Raw genomic sequence first — 17433 nt, 5'->3', positions numbered from 1 at the left:
GTTTCAAGATACTTTTTCTAATCTGTGTAGTATCTGTCGGTCACTGGTCGATTCATAAAAATAAATCAATGTATACTGGACAAATAACAAGCAAGTTCAAAGAAAGTAACCCATGTTTTTGTTTACCCCATATTTAACTAAGTTTGCCAATGAACTATTGCCATTGTTCTTTCTGATGACCAGTTTTTCAACGGTTTCGGCCTATGAACGAAACAAAGCCGCCCCTGTAGAAAATATGCCTTTTCCTGCGGTAGATGAAGCGCGTGTGGTATACCTGATCAGTTATGTCCGTGTGGACATTGCGATGTAATACTACAGAACTGAAAGGACTTCCTGATTGAGTTTAAAATCTGTCTTATTGGTGTCTGGCGATGGCAAAAACGGCTTTCGTTGTCCCGCCGATTAAAGTGGTCTGCTCAATTTTGTACTCGGCGCTACTCAGCATGGCTTTTACCTTATCCACGGTGAGTTTTTGTACGGTTGGGGATGGTTGGCCGAAGTTCTCTAGATAGCGAGTGACCATTCCCTGAAGATCTTCTTCTGCCATACCTTCGGAGGTAAGGCTAACGATGATAATCTTGCCGTCAGGTTTCAGTGCCTTTTTCCATTCTCGCAGTGCAAGTTCTGGGTTAGGTATAATGTGGAGTAGGTTTGCTGCGAATATGGTATCAAAGGAATTCTTTGGGTACTGGAGTTCGAAGCAGTTTGCTTTTTCGATGGTGATGCAGTCTAAGCCTTCCAAGCGTTTCTTTGTAGCAGTAACCATTTCATCAGAGAAGTCGGTGGCCGTGAGGTGTTTGGCTCCAAATCGGAGTATATCTGAGAATGCACCGCAACCGCATCCTAGTTCGAGTGTATTACCTAAGTCCTTTTGGTTGGCTACAGCATTTTGGATTATTTCTGTAGAGGCTTTGCCGACGATGTTTAAGCTTTTTTGGTCGAAGTTATCAGCGAACTTGGACCAGTACGTTTCCTTTTCCATAATATTTCTATTCCGTTTGTCTATATGAGCGTGACTAATTAAAATTGAAATAATAAGATACAACTGATAATCATTATCATCCATGATCTGTGTCAATTGTTTCTCATGGGTTGATTCTCCGCAAAAAATAGAAATTTTACTTTAATAAATAACACTCTAGCCTAAACTGTCTTCTAAAAGCTTGTTTATGGTAGAGTGATTTTAATCCGGCTTTTGGGGTTTAATCTTTATTGTCTTTTTTGACTTCTCAATCTAAACAGTCCTGGAATGGTTTCAAAATTTAATGCCAGCACTCATGGTGAAATCTATCCGGAGTGTTTTGACTTCAATGCCAAGGAGAGTCGTGCGAACGTTGCGGAAAAGACGAATCGATACTTGAACGTTTTATCATTCGTTCTGAATTTTCTATCAAATACGCGTTGGCTGGTACAGAAAATATAAGTATTAAGCTCCCAGAAGTTATCCAAAAATACAACGTTGACCTTTTTATTTGCAGCCATCACCATGACTTCTGGAACCATATAATCTTAACCTCACGGCAACTGATTAATACCAATTCGGTTGATATTCTAGTTCACCCTATCAGAAAATGAGTAGAATTATGATTGCCGTTCTGTTTCAATCGCTCGGTGTAAAATGAATTTTATTGAAAATAAAGAAAGGAAAACAACGTGACTAATCTAACTATCTTAGCAAAAATTGAAGCGAAACCGGGTCAAAGTGAATTTGTTAAGCAAGAAGTGTTAAAGCTCGTCGCGCCATCGCGTCAAGATGAAGGTTGTATTGAGTATCGTCTACAAGCTGACAATAATAACGATGGATTGTTTGTGATGTTTGAAATGTGGCAAAGTCCTGAGATGCTAAAAAAACACACAGAGACAGAACATTTTCAAGCTTTTGTAAAAAATACTGAAGGAAAGATAGAGCCTTTAGTTGTAAATGAAATGACAGAACTGGCTTAAAAACGAGCAATAATAAGGGCGCGAATTATTTTTCGTGCCCTTATTATTTATTAGTTGGCGACTGATTACTATGAGTTATGGCTCAGTTTTAGTTACCAATCAACGCAGGAATACCGGGTAATTGACCTACAACCGCAAGTGAACCAACACAGATAATAAATGCAATGCCTGGGATTAAGTATTTGTCTTTAGCCGAAAGTGTTTTAGCACGTTCGTGATCACCAATCAGTCCCATATTATCAAGCAGCATTGTCGCCGCCCAACCAAATACCGGGTTTACAAAGGCACAAGCGAAGATACAAATACCAGCACTTAATGAATCTTTGTGCTTGTGAATCATTTGCATACCAGCTTCAAGCAATGGAAGGAACACACCCACAATAAGTGCAACACGCAATACAGGTTCCCACATCGCTAGATCCATTGGATAACCAATCACAGCAGCAAGAATACACATGATACCTGTCAGTAATGCGCCACCTGGAATAGGACGTTTCGCAATCGCTGCTGGGATCATATAAGTACCCCAAGATGATGCTAAGTTACCACCACCTAATAGCGTACCAACACCTTGACGGATTGAAGCAACAGTCATGGTGTCATCAACATCCATTAATACGCCTTTTGCTTCTTTCGGGTAGTTCAGCTCTTGGAAAACACGGTGACCAAGATAATCAGGTGACCACATTGCAACCGCTAAAAGCGCAAAAGGTGTTACTGCAATGAAATGCTCTAGGTTTGGCCAACCTAATTGCCAACCTGTTGTTTCACCCCACCAGTAGAACGGGCTGAAATGAGGCAATCCAGGTGCCGTTGTAAAGGAAAACTCAGCGCCCAGTGCGTAGGCAACAACACCTGCGATTAAAGAACACAGTGGAATGGCTAACCAGCGCTTGTTTACTTTTGCTAGATAAGCGTAAACCAAAACAGTAATACCAATGACCGCAAATGAGATATAGCCTTGGTCGGTACTTGCTGCCCAAGCTTCAGTCTTATTAATTTGGCCAATGAGTCCTACCGCACCTAAATAGATAAGTAGTCCCCCTCGTACTCCAACACCGGTCAGTGTCATGAGCTTTGAGCCACCTTTGGTATAGGCGAGCGTCAAACCAAATAAACAAACCATTATCCCCAATGCTAACGGGTGTCCACCCGCAGAGGCTATGAGTGGTATGAGCGGAATCATTGGACCATGCGTACCAGCCAAGTTAGCGTTCGGGTTCAAAATAGCGGAGAATAAAATAACAAAAAGAGCACCGGCAATAAGCAATTCGTAACGAACGTTTTCTGCAACAAACTCAGGCGAAAGACCAAACTGCGCTGCAAATACTGCAACCATCGCGGTTACCATCACAACTTTACCAATTGTTGCAGCAAGTGCTGGTACAAAGTCTTCTATTTCAATACTGTAATCACGTGAAGGCAAGTGGATACCCCAACGCTTAAAGTTCATGATTTTAAGATCATGGTTTAGAAACTCTTCTCGACTTTCAAAATCTTGCGCTTTTTTGCGCATATCTCTATAAAACTTCTTATCTTTGTCAGACATATAGTTATTCCTATAAGGATTTCGAGTTTTACCATAGCCAGTCACGTTCCACTTGCGCGTGGTATACTGGTCTTCAACCAGTACTAGACGACATCCCAGACGCTACCATGCTTCTTTAAATGGTTAGTAATAAAGAGGGAAAATGACGGTTGGTATTTCTCGATGATAAATTACTGAGAGAAAACCTCTCAGATTGAATGAAAACGATTAAATCAAGCTAAGTTTATAAAATCCATTCAGCAAAATTATTGATTTAGATTAATTTATCAAAAATAGTTGGGGTGTAATGTGGTTGTTTGAGTAGACTTGCTACTTAGCGCACAATATATGATTCATTTATCAATAGTCCTGTTGAGATAAATATACGTAATGAAAATTACCGAGCACGCTAATCGTACAGAAAATCTTTTTGGTGTTCGTGGCGAAGACATTCACAAATGGATTGATGGTTTTTTTGACCATGATGGAACTGACCATTCGTTAAGAATGGCCAGAAAAATGGACTATGATCCCTATGATCATCGTCGTTTTCGTCACTGTAAAGAAGCCCTTTTTGAAGCGATTAAAGAATTTGGTGATAAATACACTAATCAGCAGATCAAAGATGTGTTTGAAACCCATTTGCGAGATGATTACGACGGTTACTTACCTTCTCGCGCGGATTTTGAAAACGGTACTTTCACTGCAAGGTTTCATGAAGCCACTCACGGCGAAGAACTCAGTGAAGTTTTAGATGCGAACGAGTTAGCCGACTATTTTAATGGATTGCCCTCTTCGCAGCAGGAGAGTCAAAACACCCTCGCGAGTTTCAGTCTTCGAATTGTATTGCCAACCGTCGCAGCTATTGTACTGTTTGTTACCAGCATCATTTACGTCATTGTTCCGCTTGTGGAAGACTCAATGCTGTCACAAAAACGCCAGATGCTTAAGGAGTTGACATCAACGGCAGTCAGTATCGTTGACAGTTATGTCGCATTAGAGCAGCGAGGTCTCTTGGAAAAAGAAGATGCTCAGTCTCAAGCGGCGACGGATATTAAAGCAATGCGCTATGGTAGCGAAAATAAAGACTACTTCTTTATTACCGATATGCAGCCAAAAATGGTGATGCACCCTTATCGAAAAGAGTTAAAAGGGCAAGATTTAACGCACTACACCGACAGTGAAAATACCACCGGTTTTCCCGTGTTTGTTGAGATAGCCAAAATGGTCGCTGCTCAGCAACATGGGTTTATCGAGTATCAGTGGCAGTGGAAAGATGACCCGAGTATTACTGCCCCTAAAATGACTTATGTTGAAGGGGTCGAAGAATGGGGCTGGATCATAGGGACGGGTGTCTACTTTGAAGATGTTCAACAAGGGATCGATTTTCTTGAAAGTACGTTATACCGTGTGTTTTTTGTGATAACCATTGGGTTGATTGTCATCATGGGCTACGTGATTACTCAATCTAAAGTGATTGAAAATCGGAAAAAACGGGCTGAAAAAGCTCTACATGAAGCGAAAAATAGATATAGAGCTTTGGTTGAGTCTTCAAATGAAGGTTACATACTGACTGCCGACGGCAAAGTTATCTTTTCTAATAGTCGGCTCCACCAGTTGCTTGGTTATACAGACACTGAGTTGAAATCCCAATCGATTTGGAAAGATCTTTTTTCAGACAGCCCTCAAAATACGGAAGTTTTACGCCATCTATTATCGCTTTTTAATCATGACAGTGAACCGGGAGAATTTGAGGCTCAGCTTCAATCAAAAGGGGGCAAGCAGGTCGACATAATATTGAGTACATCGAGAATATTTTTGTCAGAGAAGCTTGGTCATGTCATTACATTCCGCCCCATAGTGCGTAAGATTTATGGTGGTCGATTTGGGCCAATGAATAACATAACTAACTACCAAAAGATTAGCAGTAATATCGTGGTTGAGATAGAGAATGGCAGTAGTCATGGGCAAGTCGTAGAGTCACTTAATCGACTTCCAGATCTTATACGAGATATGATAGAAACTGGCACTCGACCTGATTATTTACGCCGTCTCATTGGCAGTACCTACGACGCCGCAATTTGTCGTTTTATCGAGCTTACTATCAATGATATTGGAGAGCCGCCTGTGCCGTTTTCTTTTATTTCGTTTGGCAGTAATGCGCGTCATGATATGACACTCTTCTCCGACCAAGATAATGCCATCGTGTTTGAAACGCCAGCGGATGCAGACCTCAAGTCAATTCGGCGCTACTTTTTGCATTTAGCAGAAAAGGTATGTGCCATGCTTAATCAGGCGGGTTATAGTTATTGTGATGGGCTAATTATGGCGTCTAATCATCAATGGTGCCTGAGTCAAAAAGAGTGGGAAGAAAACTTTAGTCTTTGGATTGAACAAGCTTCACCTGAGTCGATTTTAGAGCTCAACGTGTTTTTCGATATTCGTTCTACTTATGGTCATGCCGACTTAGTTAATGGTATTCAGTCGCACATTCAAAAACTACTCCATATACATCCTGATTTTTTGCCTACTTATGCGCAAAATTGCTTGTCATACGAGATACCTCTAAATAACTCAGATGAGATAAAAACAGAAGATTATGACGGTAGGGCATCACTGAACTTAAAAGCAGGTCTGAGGCCAATGGAGATTTTTTGTCGAATCTATGCCCTTAAACATGATATCAGAGAAAGCAATACCATGGCTCGATTGAAAGGGTTGTTAGCGCAAGGAGAGATCGACGCGATTACGTTTCGTGAAATGGTCTATATCTTTGACCATATTTGGCAACTGCGATTTATCAATCAGATCATCGAATACACAGATTTGCGTAAAGTGAATGATGCTCTGGCGCTTAGCGATATAACTGAACTAGAGCAGAAAAACTTAAAGAATGTGCTGAACCATATTTCAATATTCCACGATAAAGTCACGCGAGATTTTCTTTAATATTGGAGGCGAATAAGGAGAAGCTGGCGATCTATTTGCCAGCTTTTTTTATGCCTTTAAGTATTTGGTGTTTGTTTAAGTTCGAATGATTGTATTGTCGGTTTTGTCATTATGAGTGTCAGATTGAAATATCTGATATTATTTTGAAATTTAATTTTATAACAAGTTGAAATTAAACAATATTACTTGTGGTATGAGCTTTGCAATACTATTTCAAATACCATTGATGAGGTAATAGTATGGACATTAGTGTGCGAAAACTTCAGTCTGACCAGACAAGTTCTTTTGATACCGAGTATATCGACCAAAATATGTTTGCTCGTTTAAGCCAACAAATTGATATGCTTTATCCAACTGACAAATCGTTTCACTTGCTAGATGTTGGCGGTGGTAACGGGTTATACGCGGATAAAATCTTAACTCAGTACCCCAAAGCACAAGTCACTTTGCTTGAACCAGAAAACTCTCTACTTATAAAAAACATTGAAAACCCTAGAAAGAAATTAATATGTTCAGTATTTCAAGATATGGATATTAATGAAAAGTATGACATTATTCAGTTCAACTGGGTTCTCCATCACTTCGTAGGAGATTCGTATAACGCCTCGATTCAACTACAGCAGCAAGCATTGGAAAAATCATTTAAGCACTTATCGCCTAATGGTATTGTTGTTGTTTTTGAAAACTTTTATGAAGGTATTTGGGTTCGAAACTTACCGAGTGCCTTAATTTACCAATCGACGTCGTCAAAATTACTTGCACCGATTACAAGCCTGATGGGAGCAAACACGGCAGGTGTTGGCGTGTGCTTCAACAATCGAAGTACTTGGCATGAAATGATGCTAGATGCCGGGTTTGTCGCTGTCCTTCATGTACCTTTTTATGAATTTGGTAACCTTGGGTTATTAAAAACAAGATTGTTGCATCTCAAGAAACAGAATGTAGGCCTCTTAATTGGTAAAAATTTTGAGAACAATAGCTTATAGTTTCACGAACGCAAATCCACTGTCTTTTTGCAGTTCGAAATATGAATCGCTACCTTGAGTATAGGGGAGAGCAATTTACCTAGTTAGCCAACGATATCGCTGTTGATGGAGTCATTAATGCGAATATATTAGGGGAAGCGGTAACTGAGCAAGGACATGATGAGCAAGATATAAAAAATCGGGCACTAATTAGCGAGGTTTGGCTTTGTGACAGTACAAGAATAAAACAGAATTAGACATTAAGGTGACTTTTTATTACCCGAATAAGCCAGGTTAGCGTGAAAATCTAACTAATTGATGTACAAAACTGCTGGCAGGATAAATGGTTAGCTAGAAAGAAGGTGTCAGTTTGCTACAAAATATAAGGAAGCATCGTGGAAGAAAAGCGAGTAAGTATTAGGCCAGCAAGACCAAACGAACTAGAAGCAATTCATGCCTTGGTCATTTCGAATAACGAATGGACAAAGTTTAATGGTCCTTATTTTCCTTACTCGCACCCGTCATTAGAACAGTTTGAAAAATCTTCGTTTCAACTGTTATTGAACGGCACGGACTTACAACTGATTACGGTAGACGATGTTCCTGTTGGAACAGTAAGCTGTTATTGGGAATGTGAAGCGACTCGCTGGCTTGAATCAGGTGTCGTGATTTATGATTCCGAGTTTTGGGGTAAAGGCATTGCTGCGTTGGCTATTTCTCTATGGGTTTCGTTTTTATTTAAAAATAAAGCGATTGAACGGGTAGGTTTAACAACTTGGTCAGGTAACACTCGCATGATGTCATTAGCACTGAAGTTGGGCTTTCAACAAGAAGCTAGGTTGCGAAAAGTTCGTTATTACGAGGGTAAGTATTACGATTCAGTCAAGTACGGAGTGTTGCGTTCAGAGTGGTTGGGGCACAATTAACAAACAGCGATAGTTTCAAGATGCTTACTCTAATTCGAATTGACTAAGTTGAGGCAGACCTACTATCTTGGCTTTGTCTAGAATTGAGTCAGTTTCAATCTGGTCTGTTCTTTCAACTAGAGATAGAGTGCTTACAAGACAAGAACTTCACAACGTTAATGCACATCGACACCGTCTTCCTGTAAACAAAACACGAAAAAAAGGCAAAACAGAATGATCCTTCTTGTTTTGCCTTTCTTGTTCATGACTGGCTAAACGTTGATTAGAGCTGAGAAATTGCACTTAATAGCTGATCAACAAAAGTTTTATTGGTTAACTGTCCGGTTTCTAAATCAAAGTTGTCGTAGAAACTTGGGATGGATATTGCCCCCTTTACATCGGCTGCGAAATGAGGCGCAGAACCTTGTGCTGCAGCAAGAACATTACTTGCACCGCCGGGACCCGGAGAGGTGGCTAGCATGATGATAGGTTTATTTTGGAACACCTGCATGCTGATACGAGAAGTCCAATCAAACAAGTTTTTATAAGCCGCGGTATAAGAACCGTTATGCTCAGCGAATGAGATAACAATGGCATCTGCTTCGCCAAGCTTTTGATAGAATGCTTTTGCAAGTTCTGGCTGGCCAAGTTCTTTTTCTCGGTCTTCATTAAACAATGGTAACTCATAGTCATTGATATCTAGAAGCTCTACCTGTGCACCTTCTATCTGTTGTGCGGCGTAATGAGCTAGATGTTTGTTTATAGAGTTTTTGCTGCTACTTGCTGCGAATGCGAGTACTTTCATAATCAATGCCTTTTCTTTTTCTTGGGGTATGGATACACTTTAATTGAAACTCATATGTTTATTAATCCCCTAAATGTGGACTAATTATTTCCAAATGACTCGTAATGGACGGCAAAATCGTTGCTTTGGCGTTTATTACTTATAGAATACGACCGCATATAAAAAGCGGTTCGTAATAGAAAACAATGGCTATAGCAGATATATAAAAGGCACTCGTATGGCGGTAAAGAGCAACCTGTTAGACGGCATGGTGATTTTTGTTCAGGTGGTTAAGTTGGGCAGTTTTACCTTAGCCGCAGACGCGAGTGGGCATTCCACTTCATATATCAGCAAAGAGGTGAATAAACTTGAGGCGCGGTTAGGTGTTCGCTTGCTACATCGAACTACTCGGTCATTGAGTTTAACACCAGAAGGCGAGCTTTATTTCCAGCTGAGTAATCAAATAATTGAAGATGCGGAGCAGGCAGAAAACGCTATCGTAGGGAAACAAGGTGAACCACATGGGCTGTTGCGGATCAGTTGTCCCATGTCGTATGGTCTTTCTAATCTAGGCCCAATTCTGGATCAATTTATTGAAAAATACCCGAAAATTCGGTTAGATCTAGAACTCAATGACCGAAAAGTTGACCTCGTATCCGATGGCTTCGATGTTGTCATCCGGGCCACTATGCGCCTTGAAGATTCAAGTCTGATCAGCCGCAAGATAACAAGTTCAGAGGCGTTAGTGCTTGCGTCTCCTAGCTACCTTGCCAAACATGGTACGCCACAACATCCCTATGAATTGGATCGACATAAAGTCATCAGCTATAGCAATCTGAAACAACCGAATGTCTGGCCATTCGAGGATCTTAACGGTGAACAGATACTCGTCCATGTAGAAAGCCATGTATTGACCAATAATTCAACGTTGGAAGTTGGGCTTGCTGTGGCAGGTCAGGGGATTTTTCGGATTCCGTGTTTCGCGCTAAAAGATGAATTGGAGACAGGCAAGTTGGTTGAACTTTTTCAAGATTGGGCCAAGCCTTCTGTCGGTGTCTTTATGGTGTACCCAAGTAGAAAACATATGTCAGCAAAGGTACGTTGCTTTATTGATTTTGTAATAGAAGAGTTAGGGGATTAGAGTTATTACTTTAATTGTTGGTTTAATTAGATAATAATCATATGTTTACTAGTGCATAACATGACTAAGTATAGAAAAACGCTATAAACGGTCAAAACTAACTTTAATAGGTTGAATTAATGAACCCTACAATAGAACAAATGCTCAATCGTCGTTCAGTTCGCAATTTTTCTGGTCAGGCGGTTACCCAAGAAGATTTGCAATTGATTTTGAGGTCGGCACATCAAGCGCCAACATCCGTGAATGGTCAGCAAATTTCATTGGTTGTTATTCGCGATAAAGAGACGATTCAGAAAGTGGCTGATATTGCAGGTGGTCAGCCGCAAGTTGCGGGTGCCGATATATTTGTTGCCATCGTAGTGGATTACTTCAGAGCCGAATCAGTAATGAAAGAGCTTGGACAAGAAATCGTTATCCCTAAGGCTGCTGAGGGGATAATGGCCGGTGCTGTTGATGCAGGTATTATGCTAAATGCCATTCAGACGGCAGCGGAAGCAATGGGATATGGTACCACTGCCATTGGTGGGATTCGTCGAGATCCTCAAGCCATGGTCGAGTTGCTAGGATTGCCTAAAAATACATACCCATTGGTAGGGACAACTATTGGTGTTCCAGATACAGATATGCCTTCTGCGGTTAAACCGAGAGTGGCAATAGAAAGTTTCGCTATGTATGAGAAGTATGATGCCAATAGTGTGGCGAGCGGTGCAAAACAATACGATAAAGATCTTCGCCAGTGGTGGGATAAGATCGGTATGACAGAGATGCCAAGTTACGCGGCCTCAACAGGCTCGTTTTACAGCCAAGTCTATTTCCCTACAATCGCGAAAACACTAAAAGCGCAAGGTTTCGGGTTCGACGATACAGTAGAGTAATTGGTTCTATTCGTGATGATTCAGATCGACGAGAAATAGTCAGTAATTTATACCAATCTAGATAAGTAATGGATGATGAACTTACTTAGCCTAGTATAAATTACTGGCTATTTTTTCATTAAATTTTTGGCTATTCGACTCGACGTCACACATACCACTTTGCATTTTTGCAAACCGCGTTTGAACAGATCGCCATAACACTTTCTTAGGTTCACTAGTACACTAAGTTCATACATCACACTCTTTAAACCACAAGGAATTCGGTATGGAACCTGTTTTTATTGTTGCGGCGAAACGCACTCCGATTGGAAGTTTTAACGGTGCTCTTTCACCCCTAAGTGCGCCGGATCTTGGTGCCATCGCTATTCGAGCTGCATTGACGCAAAGTGAGTTAGACCCGAAGGTTGTCGATGAAGTCATTGTTGGGAATGTACTTAGCGCGGGAATAGGAATGGGTCCCGGACGTCAAGCGGCTATCCAAGCTGGGATACCGGAAACGGTCCCCGCTTATACCTTAAATATGATCTGTGGTAGCGGTATGAAAACGGTTATGGATGCGGCTAGCCACATTCGTTCTGGTGACGCGGAGGTGGTCATTGCTTGCGGGATGGAGAGTATGTCGCAAGCGCCTTTCCTACAGTCCCACCTAGCACGTACCGGTGTACGTATGGGACAACAGGTGGTAGAAGACAGTATTTTTGTTGATGGACTAACCGATGCATTTCATCAATATCCGATGGGTAATACCGCTGAAAACATTGCTGAAAAACTCAATATATCCCGTCAAGAGCAGGATGAATTTGCCCTAAACAGCCAGATGAAAGCCGCCGCTGCGCTGAACAGCCATGCGTTCAGAAGCGAAATAGAATCCGTGTCGGTCTCTCATCGCCGTAAACAATATAACGTGGATGTTGACGAGTATCCGAAAACGGAAACCACTTTAGAGTCACTTACTAAACTCCGTCCCGCGTTTATCAAAGAAGGAACGGTTACTGCCGGTAACTCTTCGGGTATTAACGATGGTGCTGCAGTGCTCATACTTGCCTCTAAATCCGCTGTCGAGCGTTATCAGTTAACACCGCTTGCTGAAGTGGTTAGCTATGCGCAAGCCGGCGTATCACCAGAAATTATGGGGTTGGGGCCAGTACCTGCGATAGCCAAAGTATTGGAAAAAAGTGCATTGTCTCTACAGGATATTTCCTGTCTAGAGCTCAACGAAGCATTTGCAGCGCAATCACTTGGTGTTTTAAAGCAGCTCGCTTCGCAGCACGACGTCACGCAAGAGTGGCTTCTAGAACGTACCAATAGAAATGGTGGTGCCATCGCACTTGGCCATCCACTTGGTGCGTCAGGTAGTCGAATTCTGGTGAGCCTTATCTACGAATTGGAACGACAACAACAAGACCTTGGTTTGGCTTCTCTCTGTATTGGTGGCGGAATGGGGACGGCAGTCATTATTCGTCGGTGTAAATAATTACGTGGTTTCATTTTAGTCACATAACGAATGTGATTGGTATCATAAGGTAGAGACAATGAAAAAAGAGATATCAGCTGAGGCAATTGCCAATCGACTGCATGATGGCATGACGATAATGATTGGTGGTTTTATGGCAAATGGCGCGCCAGAAGGGTTAATCGATATTCTGCTAGACAATGGGATTAAGAATATCAAGTTAATTTCTACCGATACTGGTACACCAACCAAAGGTTCCGGGCGTTTGATAGCGGCCAATCGAATTCAAAAATTGACCGCATCACACATCGGCACCAACCCTGAAACAGGTAAGCAGATGAACGAAGGTGTACTTGAGGTTGAATTGGTACCTCAAGGAACACTAGCTGAACGTATTCGCGCGGGCGGCGCTGGATTGGGTGGAGTATTAACACCGACAGGGTTGGGGACATTAGTAGCGGAAAATAAAGAGATCATTATGGTGGATGAGAAGCCATTTTTGTTAGAGAAACCGATTCGGGCCGATATCGCTTTTATTCGCGGTTCTGTGGTGGATGAACGTGGAAATGTGTTCTACAAGAAAACAACTCAGAATTTTAACCCTTTAATGGCGACAGCTGCCGATCTCGTTATTGTGGAGGCGGAACAGGTAGTCGAAGTAGGTGAAATTGAACCAGAGTGTGTTCATACTCCGGGTTTATTTGTTGATTATATCTATCAAGGAGGGCGCTAAGATGACCCAGAAAACCGGTAGTGAAAATATGCCATCAAGTAATGCTTGTTCTAATAAAGTGCAGACAGATAAACATCAGATGCGCCGTCTTATTGCATGGCGTATTGCTCAGGAACTTAGCGATGGCGATATAATTAATCTGGGCATCGGTATGCCTTCGTTAGTCGCCAATGAAGTAGATTCCGATGTCGAGGTATTACTGCAATCTGAAAATGGCTTATTAGGTATTGCAGGTTTAGCGGGTGAAAGCGATACCGATGCTGATTTAGTCAATGCGGGTGGTCAGCCTATCACGGCTGATACGGGTGCAAGCTATTTTAATAGCGCAGATTCATTTGCCATTATCCGTGGTGGGCATGTTGATGTAAGCGTGTTAGGTGCACTGCAGGTAGATGAGAAAGGCAACCTTGCTAACTGGATCATACCGGGGAAAATGGTTCCGGGTATGGGAGGAGCTATGGACCTTGTTGTTGGTGCTAAAAAGGTGATTATTGCTATGGAGCACACCGCAAAAGGACAGGCAAAATTACTCAAAAACTGTACGCTTCCTCTCACAGCGTCAGGTCAAGTTAATATGATTGTGACCGAAATGGGGGTGATTACTATTACGCCACAAGGAATGCAACTGACCGAAATCGCGTCTGGTTACAGTGTTGAGCAAGTACAAGCCGCAACAGAGGCGGAACTTATCATTTCTACTAATCTAAAACAGATGTGTCAGCCTTAAAGCTTATCAGCGCCTAATCTTGCTGCCTGTCAACGTTGTCGTAAAGGCATTGGTGGCTTGATAAGCGCTGAGTAAACGATTATCCCGTCTATACAGAACGTCCCCAATTTTCTTCTCATTTTTGCCACCACCGATTCCTGCGGAAACTAAAACATCAACTTTGCGGGCAGCTGCAAAGATAGAACCTGTACGGATAACGCAGATAATGAGAGCTCTTTTATCGAGCATGAATTATAGCGTATAACCAGAACGATTGAATATAGTAGTTAGGTTGATATTAGGCGTTATTGCACCTTAATGAGGTTCGAAAAATATAGATAGCTAATCGATGTAACTGTCGCTGATGTAAAACGAAAACATTATGATTACTCTATACCACCTCCTAATATTCAATTTATAGTAATAATTAAAAACCATGTGTCTTTTATATCATTCATTTATAGTTTGGATATTACGCTGGACTTAATGTGGGCTAAAAAAGTATTTATTTAACGCGATGAAAGGACAGATTAACACTGAATAAACCCAAAAAAAAAGAACCACAAATATAATTATTTGTGGTTCTTAAAGTCCGTTAATAATTAAATTATAGAATCATTAACCCTAAACCTATGATAACTCCCGATGCCAATAAGGATACAATACAGTACCCCATAATATCCTTCGCACTTAAGCCTGCAATACTCAATGCAGGTAGCGCCCAGAACGGTTGAATCATATTTGTCCACGCGTCTCCCCATGCGATGGCCATTGCTGTTTTTGCAGCTGGGACACCTAATTCAAGACCAGCAGGCATCATTATTGGCGCTTGTACAGCCCATTGACCTCCTCCAGAAGGAACAAAGAAGTTAACTATACCTGCACTTAAAAATGTAAATAGTGGAAAGGTCGTTTCATTTGAAATAGAAACAAACATGTCAGACATAGCGCCGGCAAGCGAAACGCCATCCGGTCCTTTTGCTACCATCATGCCCATAATACCTGCGTAGAAAGGAAACTGTAGCAAAATACCGGTGGTATTTTTAGTGCCTTCGGCGACGGCTTTTAATAATCTTTTTGGCGTACCATGAAGCAAAATAGCCGTAAACAAGAAGATAAAATTAACAATATTTAGGTTCAGTGCAAAACCGTTATCAATAAAATAACTCACTATGTAAGTAAAACCAAGCAGAGCTAAAATTCGATTGATCCAAGGGCTGTGCTCAAGTTTTTCTGCGGGCGTTTTCGGCTCGAATTCTTCAGTTTCCTCTTCGTCAAACAATAAGTTAGACGGAATAGTAAAGACATTTTCGGCGGTTGGGTGCATAGCGCGATTTAAAAATGGAATAACAGCCAACATCACCAACAATATAATGATATTCATGCTTGAAAAAATGGTTTCACTCGTACCGATGGGTGATGTAAGCGCACCAGCAGTCACTGTTTCTAGATTGCTACCACTTGCCAATGCGAGCGGAACAGAACCGGATAAACCTGCGTGCCAGAATAGGAAACCTGTATAGGCAGAAGCAATAAGAAGGCGATAATCAACCCCTTTCACTCTTGTGGCTAATTCTCTTGCGAAAATAGCACCAACAACTAAACCAAATCCCCAGTTAATCCAACAAGCAATGGCAGATACAATAGTGACCATAAGAATGGCATGGCCGGGTGTTTTTGCTGCCATAGCCAAATATGACAATCCTCTCCTAAATACAGGAGCAGAAGCCATGGCTTGTCCCGTTACGACGACCAGAGCCATTTGCATTGCAAATTTAAGCAGCTTCCAGAACCCTCCGGCGAACGCATCCACAACTTGTAGTGGACTTTGATTTGTAATAGGCATAACCAATAAGAATACAATAAAAGTGAGTATGGCTGCGAAAAGAAATGGGTCTGGCAGGTACCGCTGAACTATCGCAGTACAGACGCCTGAAAATTTTTGTAACAGTGTTTGTTTTGAATTCGGTAGGGTCTCAGTTGACATATATATCTCCTAATTTATGATCGTAGGATATGGTAAAAATAATTATTATCTTTAGTGGCGATAACACTTAATCAGTTATTTAGAATTATTTTCAATACGTTAGGGAATGAAACTACAAAATACATTCCAATATAAAGGGCGTCTTGTTAGCGCTAGACATAACGTTGTAATAACGCGCATAACAAATATACCTTCGCTATCATTTGGTTATATCGAGGGAAGTAGACTTTTTAACGAATACCCTTCCACTATGCGAAAGCCGGGTTTGCATTAATGGGACGTAGAGTGATCTATTACTGGTTATTTGTTGTCATTGATCTTTATGGAGTGGCTATGCATAGAACGAAGTTTTATGTAGAAATACTCGTCTCCCCAACCCGCCTGCGGGGAATCATCGGCTTTTAGGTTGGCAGTGCGTTTAAAGCCCGTTTTTTCTAACAGTTTGTAAGATGCGTCATTTTTCATATCAACGAAGGCAACGATTTTCTGTTTATTGAGTGTAAAAAATAGATAATCGAGTAAAGCAGACAGAGCTTCAAATGCAACGCCTTCTCTTTGGTTCTCGGCTGAAACAGTGAAGCCAACTTCCATTTTTTCTTGATCAATAAAATGAACCGCAAGGTCACCAACAAGTGTCTTCGAGGATTTTTGTTCTATCGCTAACTGGTACCAGTGACCCAAACTTCCAAAGGTGGAATAATCCATTCTTTCAAATAGCTTAACGGCATCTTGGTAGGTGTAATTGCTCCAGCTCTGGTAGCGAGCGACATTCTTGTCTGCTCTGTATTGTGCAAATACAGTTAGATCCGTTTTCTCAAATGCTCGAATGATATATCGAGATGTCTCCAGAATCGGGCATAGGTTGCCCGTAGAATTAGTGTTACTCAATTCGGTCCCTTCCATTCTGTTTTGTTGGGTAAAGCGTTTATCCTTGACCACAAACTTTCTTAGCATGGTATCGCCTCGATTGTCGGCTTATTGGTTATACCTTTCAACTCAATTTTGAATTGACACCTGCAAGAGTGAACACATTTCACCGTTGTTAACGTGAATACCTTTATGTATGATGACAACAACTCTCAACTACTAGTGATTATATGTTGCTTCGTACTCAACCTATTACGATTACTTGCTTTTTGCTCATGTCATTATTGATGATGAGTTTTAATGCGAGTGCGTCTGTGGTTGTGTCATTTGGTAACTACGACATATGCCCTATCGATGCTGCAAATACGCAGGTAGTTTATGCCGGTGCTGTAGAGCATAGTGCGTTGGTGCTAGAGACCAACGCTAACTCGACGTCGCACTGTTGTATGTCTGCTGTCCACGCATTGTATCCGCCGTCTGCACTAAGCCAAAGTTTGCTTCTCACACCTTCTTATACTTTGGCGCTTATTGAAAGAGAGCTCTCTAACAAAACGAATATCCTCGTTCAATCCCTCTATAAGCCTCCAATCTCTTAA

At 41.4% G+C, this 17433-nt stretch carries 17 protein-coding genes; 11 read left to right on the top strand and 6 right to left on the bottom strand.

Annotated features, from left to right (window positions below; translation table 11 throughout):
* Positions 1 to 112 precede the first annotated feature (112 nt).
* Entirely contained in the window at positions 113 to 310 is a 198-nt protein-coding gene (locus L3V77_RS19400; RefSeq protein WP_275137893.1) for a hypothetical protein, read from the top strand.
* 45 nt (positions 311 to 355) lie between these two features.
* Here the strand turns inward: L3V77_RS19400 and L3V77_RS19395 are convergent, their stop codons facing one another.
* Positions 356 to 982: a class I SAM-dependent methyltransferase gene (locus L3V77_RS19395; protein ID WP_275137892.1), complete on the bottom strand. Its 627-nt coding sequence runs from the start codon at positions 980 to 982 to the stop codon at positions 356 to 358.
* Between the two features lie 671 nt (positions 983 to 1653).
* Here L3V77_RS19395 and L3V77_RS19390 point away from each other — a divergent pair.
* The gene (locus L3V77_RS19390) at positions 1654 to 1944 is read left to right on the top strand and encodes a putative quinol monooxygenase (protein WP_275137891.1); all 291 of its coding nucleotides are present in this window, start codon (positions 1654 to 1656) and stop codon (positions 1942 to 1944) included.
* An 88-nt stretch (positions 1945 to 2032) separates the two neighbouring features.
* Here L3V77_RS19390 and L3V77_RS19385 read toward each other — a convergent pair whose 3' ends face one another.
* Positions 2033 to 3493: a DUF3360 family protein gene (locus L3V77_RS19385; protein WP_275137890.1), complete on the bottom strand. Its 1461-nt coding sequence runs from the start codon at positions 3491 to 3493 to the stop codon at positions 2033 to 2035.
* A 369-nt stretch (positions 3494 to 3862) separates the two neighbouring features.
* Between L3V77_RS19385 and L3V77_RS19380 the strand changes: the two genes are divergently transcribed.
* The 3 genes from L3V77_RS19380 (at position 3863) to L3V77_RS19370 (ending at position 8312) form a co-directional block, all read left to right on the top strand.
* The gene (locus L3V77_RS19380) at positions 3863 to 6421 is read left to right on the top strand and encodes a DUF294 nucleotidyltransferase-like domain-containing protein (protein ID WP_275137889.1); all 2559 of its coding nucleotides are present in this window, start codon (positions 3863 to 3865) and stop codon (positions 6419 to 6421) included.
* A 239-nt stretch (positions 6422 to 6660) separates the two neighbouring features.
* Positions 6661 to 7407, top strand: a complete 747-nt coding sequence (locus L3V77_RS19375) for a class I SAM-dependent methyltransferase (protein WP_275137888.1) — start codon at positions 6661 to 6663, stop codon at positions 7405 to 7407.
* 374 nt (positions 7408 to 7781) lie between these two features.
* Positions 7782 to 8312 carry a GNAT family protein gene (locus L3V77_RS19370; protein ID WP_275137887.1) on the top strand — a complete coding sequence of 177 codons (531 nt, stop codon included), beginning with the start codon at positions 7782 to 7784 and terminating at the stop codon, positions 8310 to 8312.
* Between the two features lie 262 nt (positions 8313 to 8574).
* Here the strand turns inward: L3V77_RS19370 and L3V77_RS19365 are convergent, their stop codons facing one another.
* A complete protein-coding gene (locus L3V77_RS19365) occupies positions 8575 to 9096 on the bottom strand; it encodes an NAD(P)H-dependent oxidoreductase (RefSeq protein ID WP_275137886.1) in 522 nt (173 codons plus the stop codon).
* A gap of 217 nt (positions 9097 to 9313) precedes the next feature.
* On the opposite strand from L3V77_RS19365, the gene L3V77_RS19360 reads away from it, so the two are divergent.
* From L3V77_RS19360 to L3V77_RS19340, 5 genes are all read left to right on the top strand, one after another.
* On the top strand, positions 9314 to 10216 hold the full coding sequence (locus tag L3V77_RS19360) for a LysR family transcriptional regulator (protein WP_275137885.1): 903 nt from the start codon (positions 9314 to 9316) through the stop codon (positions 10214 to 10216).
* A 119-nt stretch (positions 10217 to 10335) separates the two neighbouring features.
* Positions 10336 to 11091 (top strand): nitroreductase family protein, encoded by a 756-nt coding sequence (locus L3V77_RS19355; protein WP_275137884.1) that lies wholly within the window; start codon positions 10336 to 10338, stop codon positions 11089 to 11091.
* 265 nt (positions 11092 to 11356) lie between these two features.
* Positions 11357 to 12565, top strand: coding sequence for an acetyl-CoA C-acetyltransferase (locus L3V77_RS19350; RefSeq protein ID WP_275137883.1), 1209 nt, complete (start codon positions 11357 to 11359; stop codon positions 12563 to 12565).
* Between the two features lie 58 nt (positions 12566 to 12623).
* On the top strand, positions 12624 to 13277 hold the full coding sequence (locus L3V77_RS19345) for a CoA transferase subunit A (protein ID WP_275137882.1): 654 nt from the start codon (positions 12624 to 12626) through the stop codon (positions 13275 to 13277).
* Positions 13278 to 13356: 79 nt separating this feature from the next.
* Positions 13357 to 14004, top strand: a complete 648-nt coding sequence (locus L3V77_RS19340; protein ID WP_275138261.1) for a 3-oxoacid CoA-transferase subunit B — start codon at positions 13357 to 13359, stop codon at positions 14002 to 14004.
* Positions 14005 to 14010: 6 nt separating this feature from the next.
* On the opposite strand, the gene L3V77_RS19335 is transcribed toward L3V77_RS19340, so the two are convergent.
* From L3V77_RS19335 to L3V77_RS19325, 3 genes are all read right to left on the bottom strand, one after another.
* Complete coding sequence (locus L3V77_RS19335) at positions 14011 to 14232, bottom strand: hypothetical protein (protein ID WP_275137881.1); 222 nt, start codon at positions 14230 to 14232, stop codon at positions 14011 to 14013.
* Between the two features lie 358 nt (positions 14233 to 14590).
* Positions 14591 to 15970: a short-chain fatty acid transporter gene (locus L3V77_RS19330; RefSeq protein WP_275137880.1), complete on the bottom strand. Its 1380-nt coding sequence runs from the start codon at positions 15968 to 15970 to the stop codon at positions 14591 to 14593.
* A 300-nt stretch (positions 15971 to 16270) separates the two neighbouring features.
* Complete coding sequence (locus tag L3V77_RS19325) at positions 16271 to 16924, bottom strand: GNAT family protein (protein WP_275137879.1); 654 nt, start codon at positions 16922 to 16924, stop codon at positions 16271 to 16273.
* Positions 16925 to 17124: 200 nt separating this feature from the next.
* On the opposite strand from L3V77_RS19325, the gene L3V77_RS19320 reads away from it, so the two are divergent.
* On the top strand, positions 17125 to 17433 hold the full coding sequence (locus L3V77_RS19320; RefSeq protein ID WP_275137878.1) for a hypothetical protein: 309 nt from the start codon (positions 17125 to 17127) through the stop codon (positions 17431 to 17433).

This window comes from Vibrio sp. DW001 (assembly GCF_029016285.1).
Classification (GTDB): domain Bacteria; phylum Pseudomonadota; class Gammaproteobacteria; order Enterobacterales; family Vibrionaceae; genus Vibrio.
This window is presented reverse-complemented; position numbering and strand designations above follow the sequence as displayed.

Bases quoted from the DNA above. Each gene is read 5' to 3' on its own strand.
- L3V77_RS19400 (WP_275137893.1), top strand. From the start codon at position 113: ATGTTTTTGTTTACCCCATATTTAACTAAGTTTGCCAATGAACTATTG.
- L3V77_RS19395 (WP_275137892.1), bottom strand. From the start codon at position 982: ATGGAAAAGGAAACGTACTGGTCCAAGTTCGCTGATAACTTCGACCAA.
- L3V77_RS19385 (WP_275137890.1), bottom strand. From the start codon at position 3,493: ATGTCTGACAAAGATAAGAAGTTTTATAGAGATATGCGCAAAAAAGCG.
- L3V77_RS19380 (WP_275137889.1), top strand. From the start codon at position 3,863: ATGAAAATTACCGAGCACGCTAATCGTACAGAAAATCTTTTTGGTGTT.
- L3V77_RS19375 (WP_275137888.1), top strand. From the start codon at position 6,661: ATGGACATTAGTGTGCGAAAACTTCAGTCTGACCAGACAAGTTCTTTT.
- L3V77_RS19365 (WP_275137886.1), bottom strand. From the start codon at position 9,096: ATGAAAGTACTCGCATTCGCAGCAAGTAGCAGCAAAAACTCTATAAAC.
- L3V77_RS19360 (WP_275137885.1), top strand. From the start codon at position 9,314: ATGGCGGTAAAGAGCAACCTGTTAGACGGCATGGTGATTTTTGTTCAG.
- L3V77_RS19355 (WP_275137884.1), top strand. From the start codon at position 10,336: ATGAACCCTACAATAGAACAAATGCTCAATCGTCGTTCAGTTCGCAAT.
- L3V77_RS19350 (WP_275137883.1), top strand. From the start codon at position 11,357: ATGGAACCTGTTTTTATTGTTGCGGCGAAACGCACTCCGATTGGAAGT.
- L3V77_RS19345 (WP_275137882.1), top strand. From the start codon at position 12,624: ATGAAAAAAGAGATATCAGCTGAGGCAATTGCCAATCGACTGCATGAT.
- L3V77_RS19340 (WP_275138261.1), top strand. From the start codon at position 13,357: ATGCGCCGTCTTATTGCATGGCGTATTGCTCAGGAACTTAGCGATGGC.
- L3V77_RS19335 (WP_275137881.1), bottom strand. From the start codon at position 14,232: ATGCTCGATAAAAGAGCTCTCATTATCTGCGTTATCCGTACAGGTTCT.
- L3V77_RS19330 (WP_275137880.1), bottom strand. From the start codon at position 15,970: ATGTCAACTGAGACCCTACCGAATTCAAAACAAACACTGTTACAAAAA.
- L3V77_RS19325 (WP_275137879.1), bottom strand. From the start codon at position 16,924: ATGCTAAGAAAGTTTGTGGTCAAGGATAAACGCTTTACCCAACAAAAC.
- L3V77_RS19320 (WP_275137878.1), top strand. From the start codon at position 17,125: ATGATGAGTTTTAATGCGAGTGCGTCTGTGGTTGTGTCATTTGGTAAC.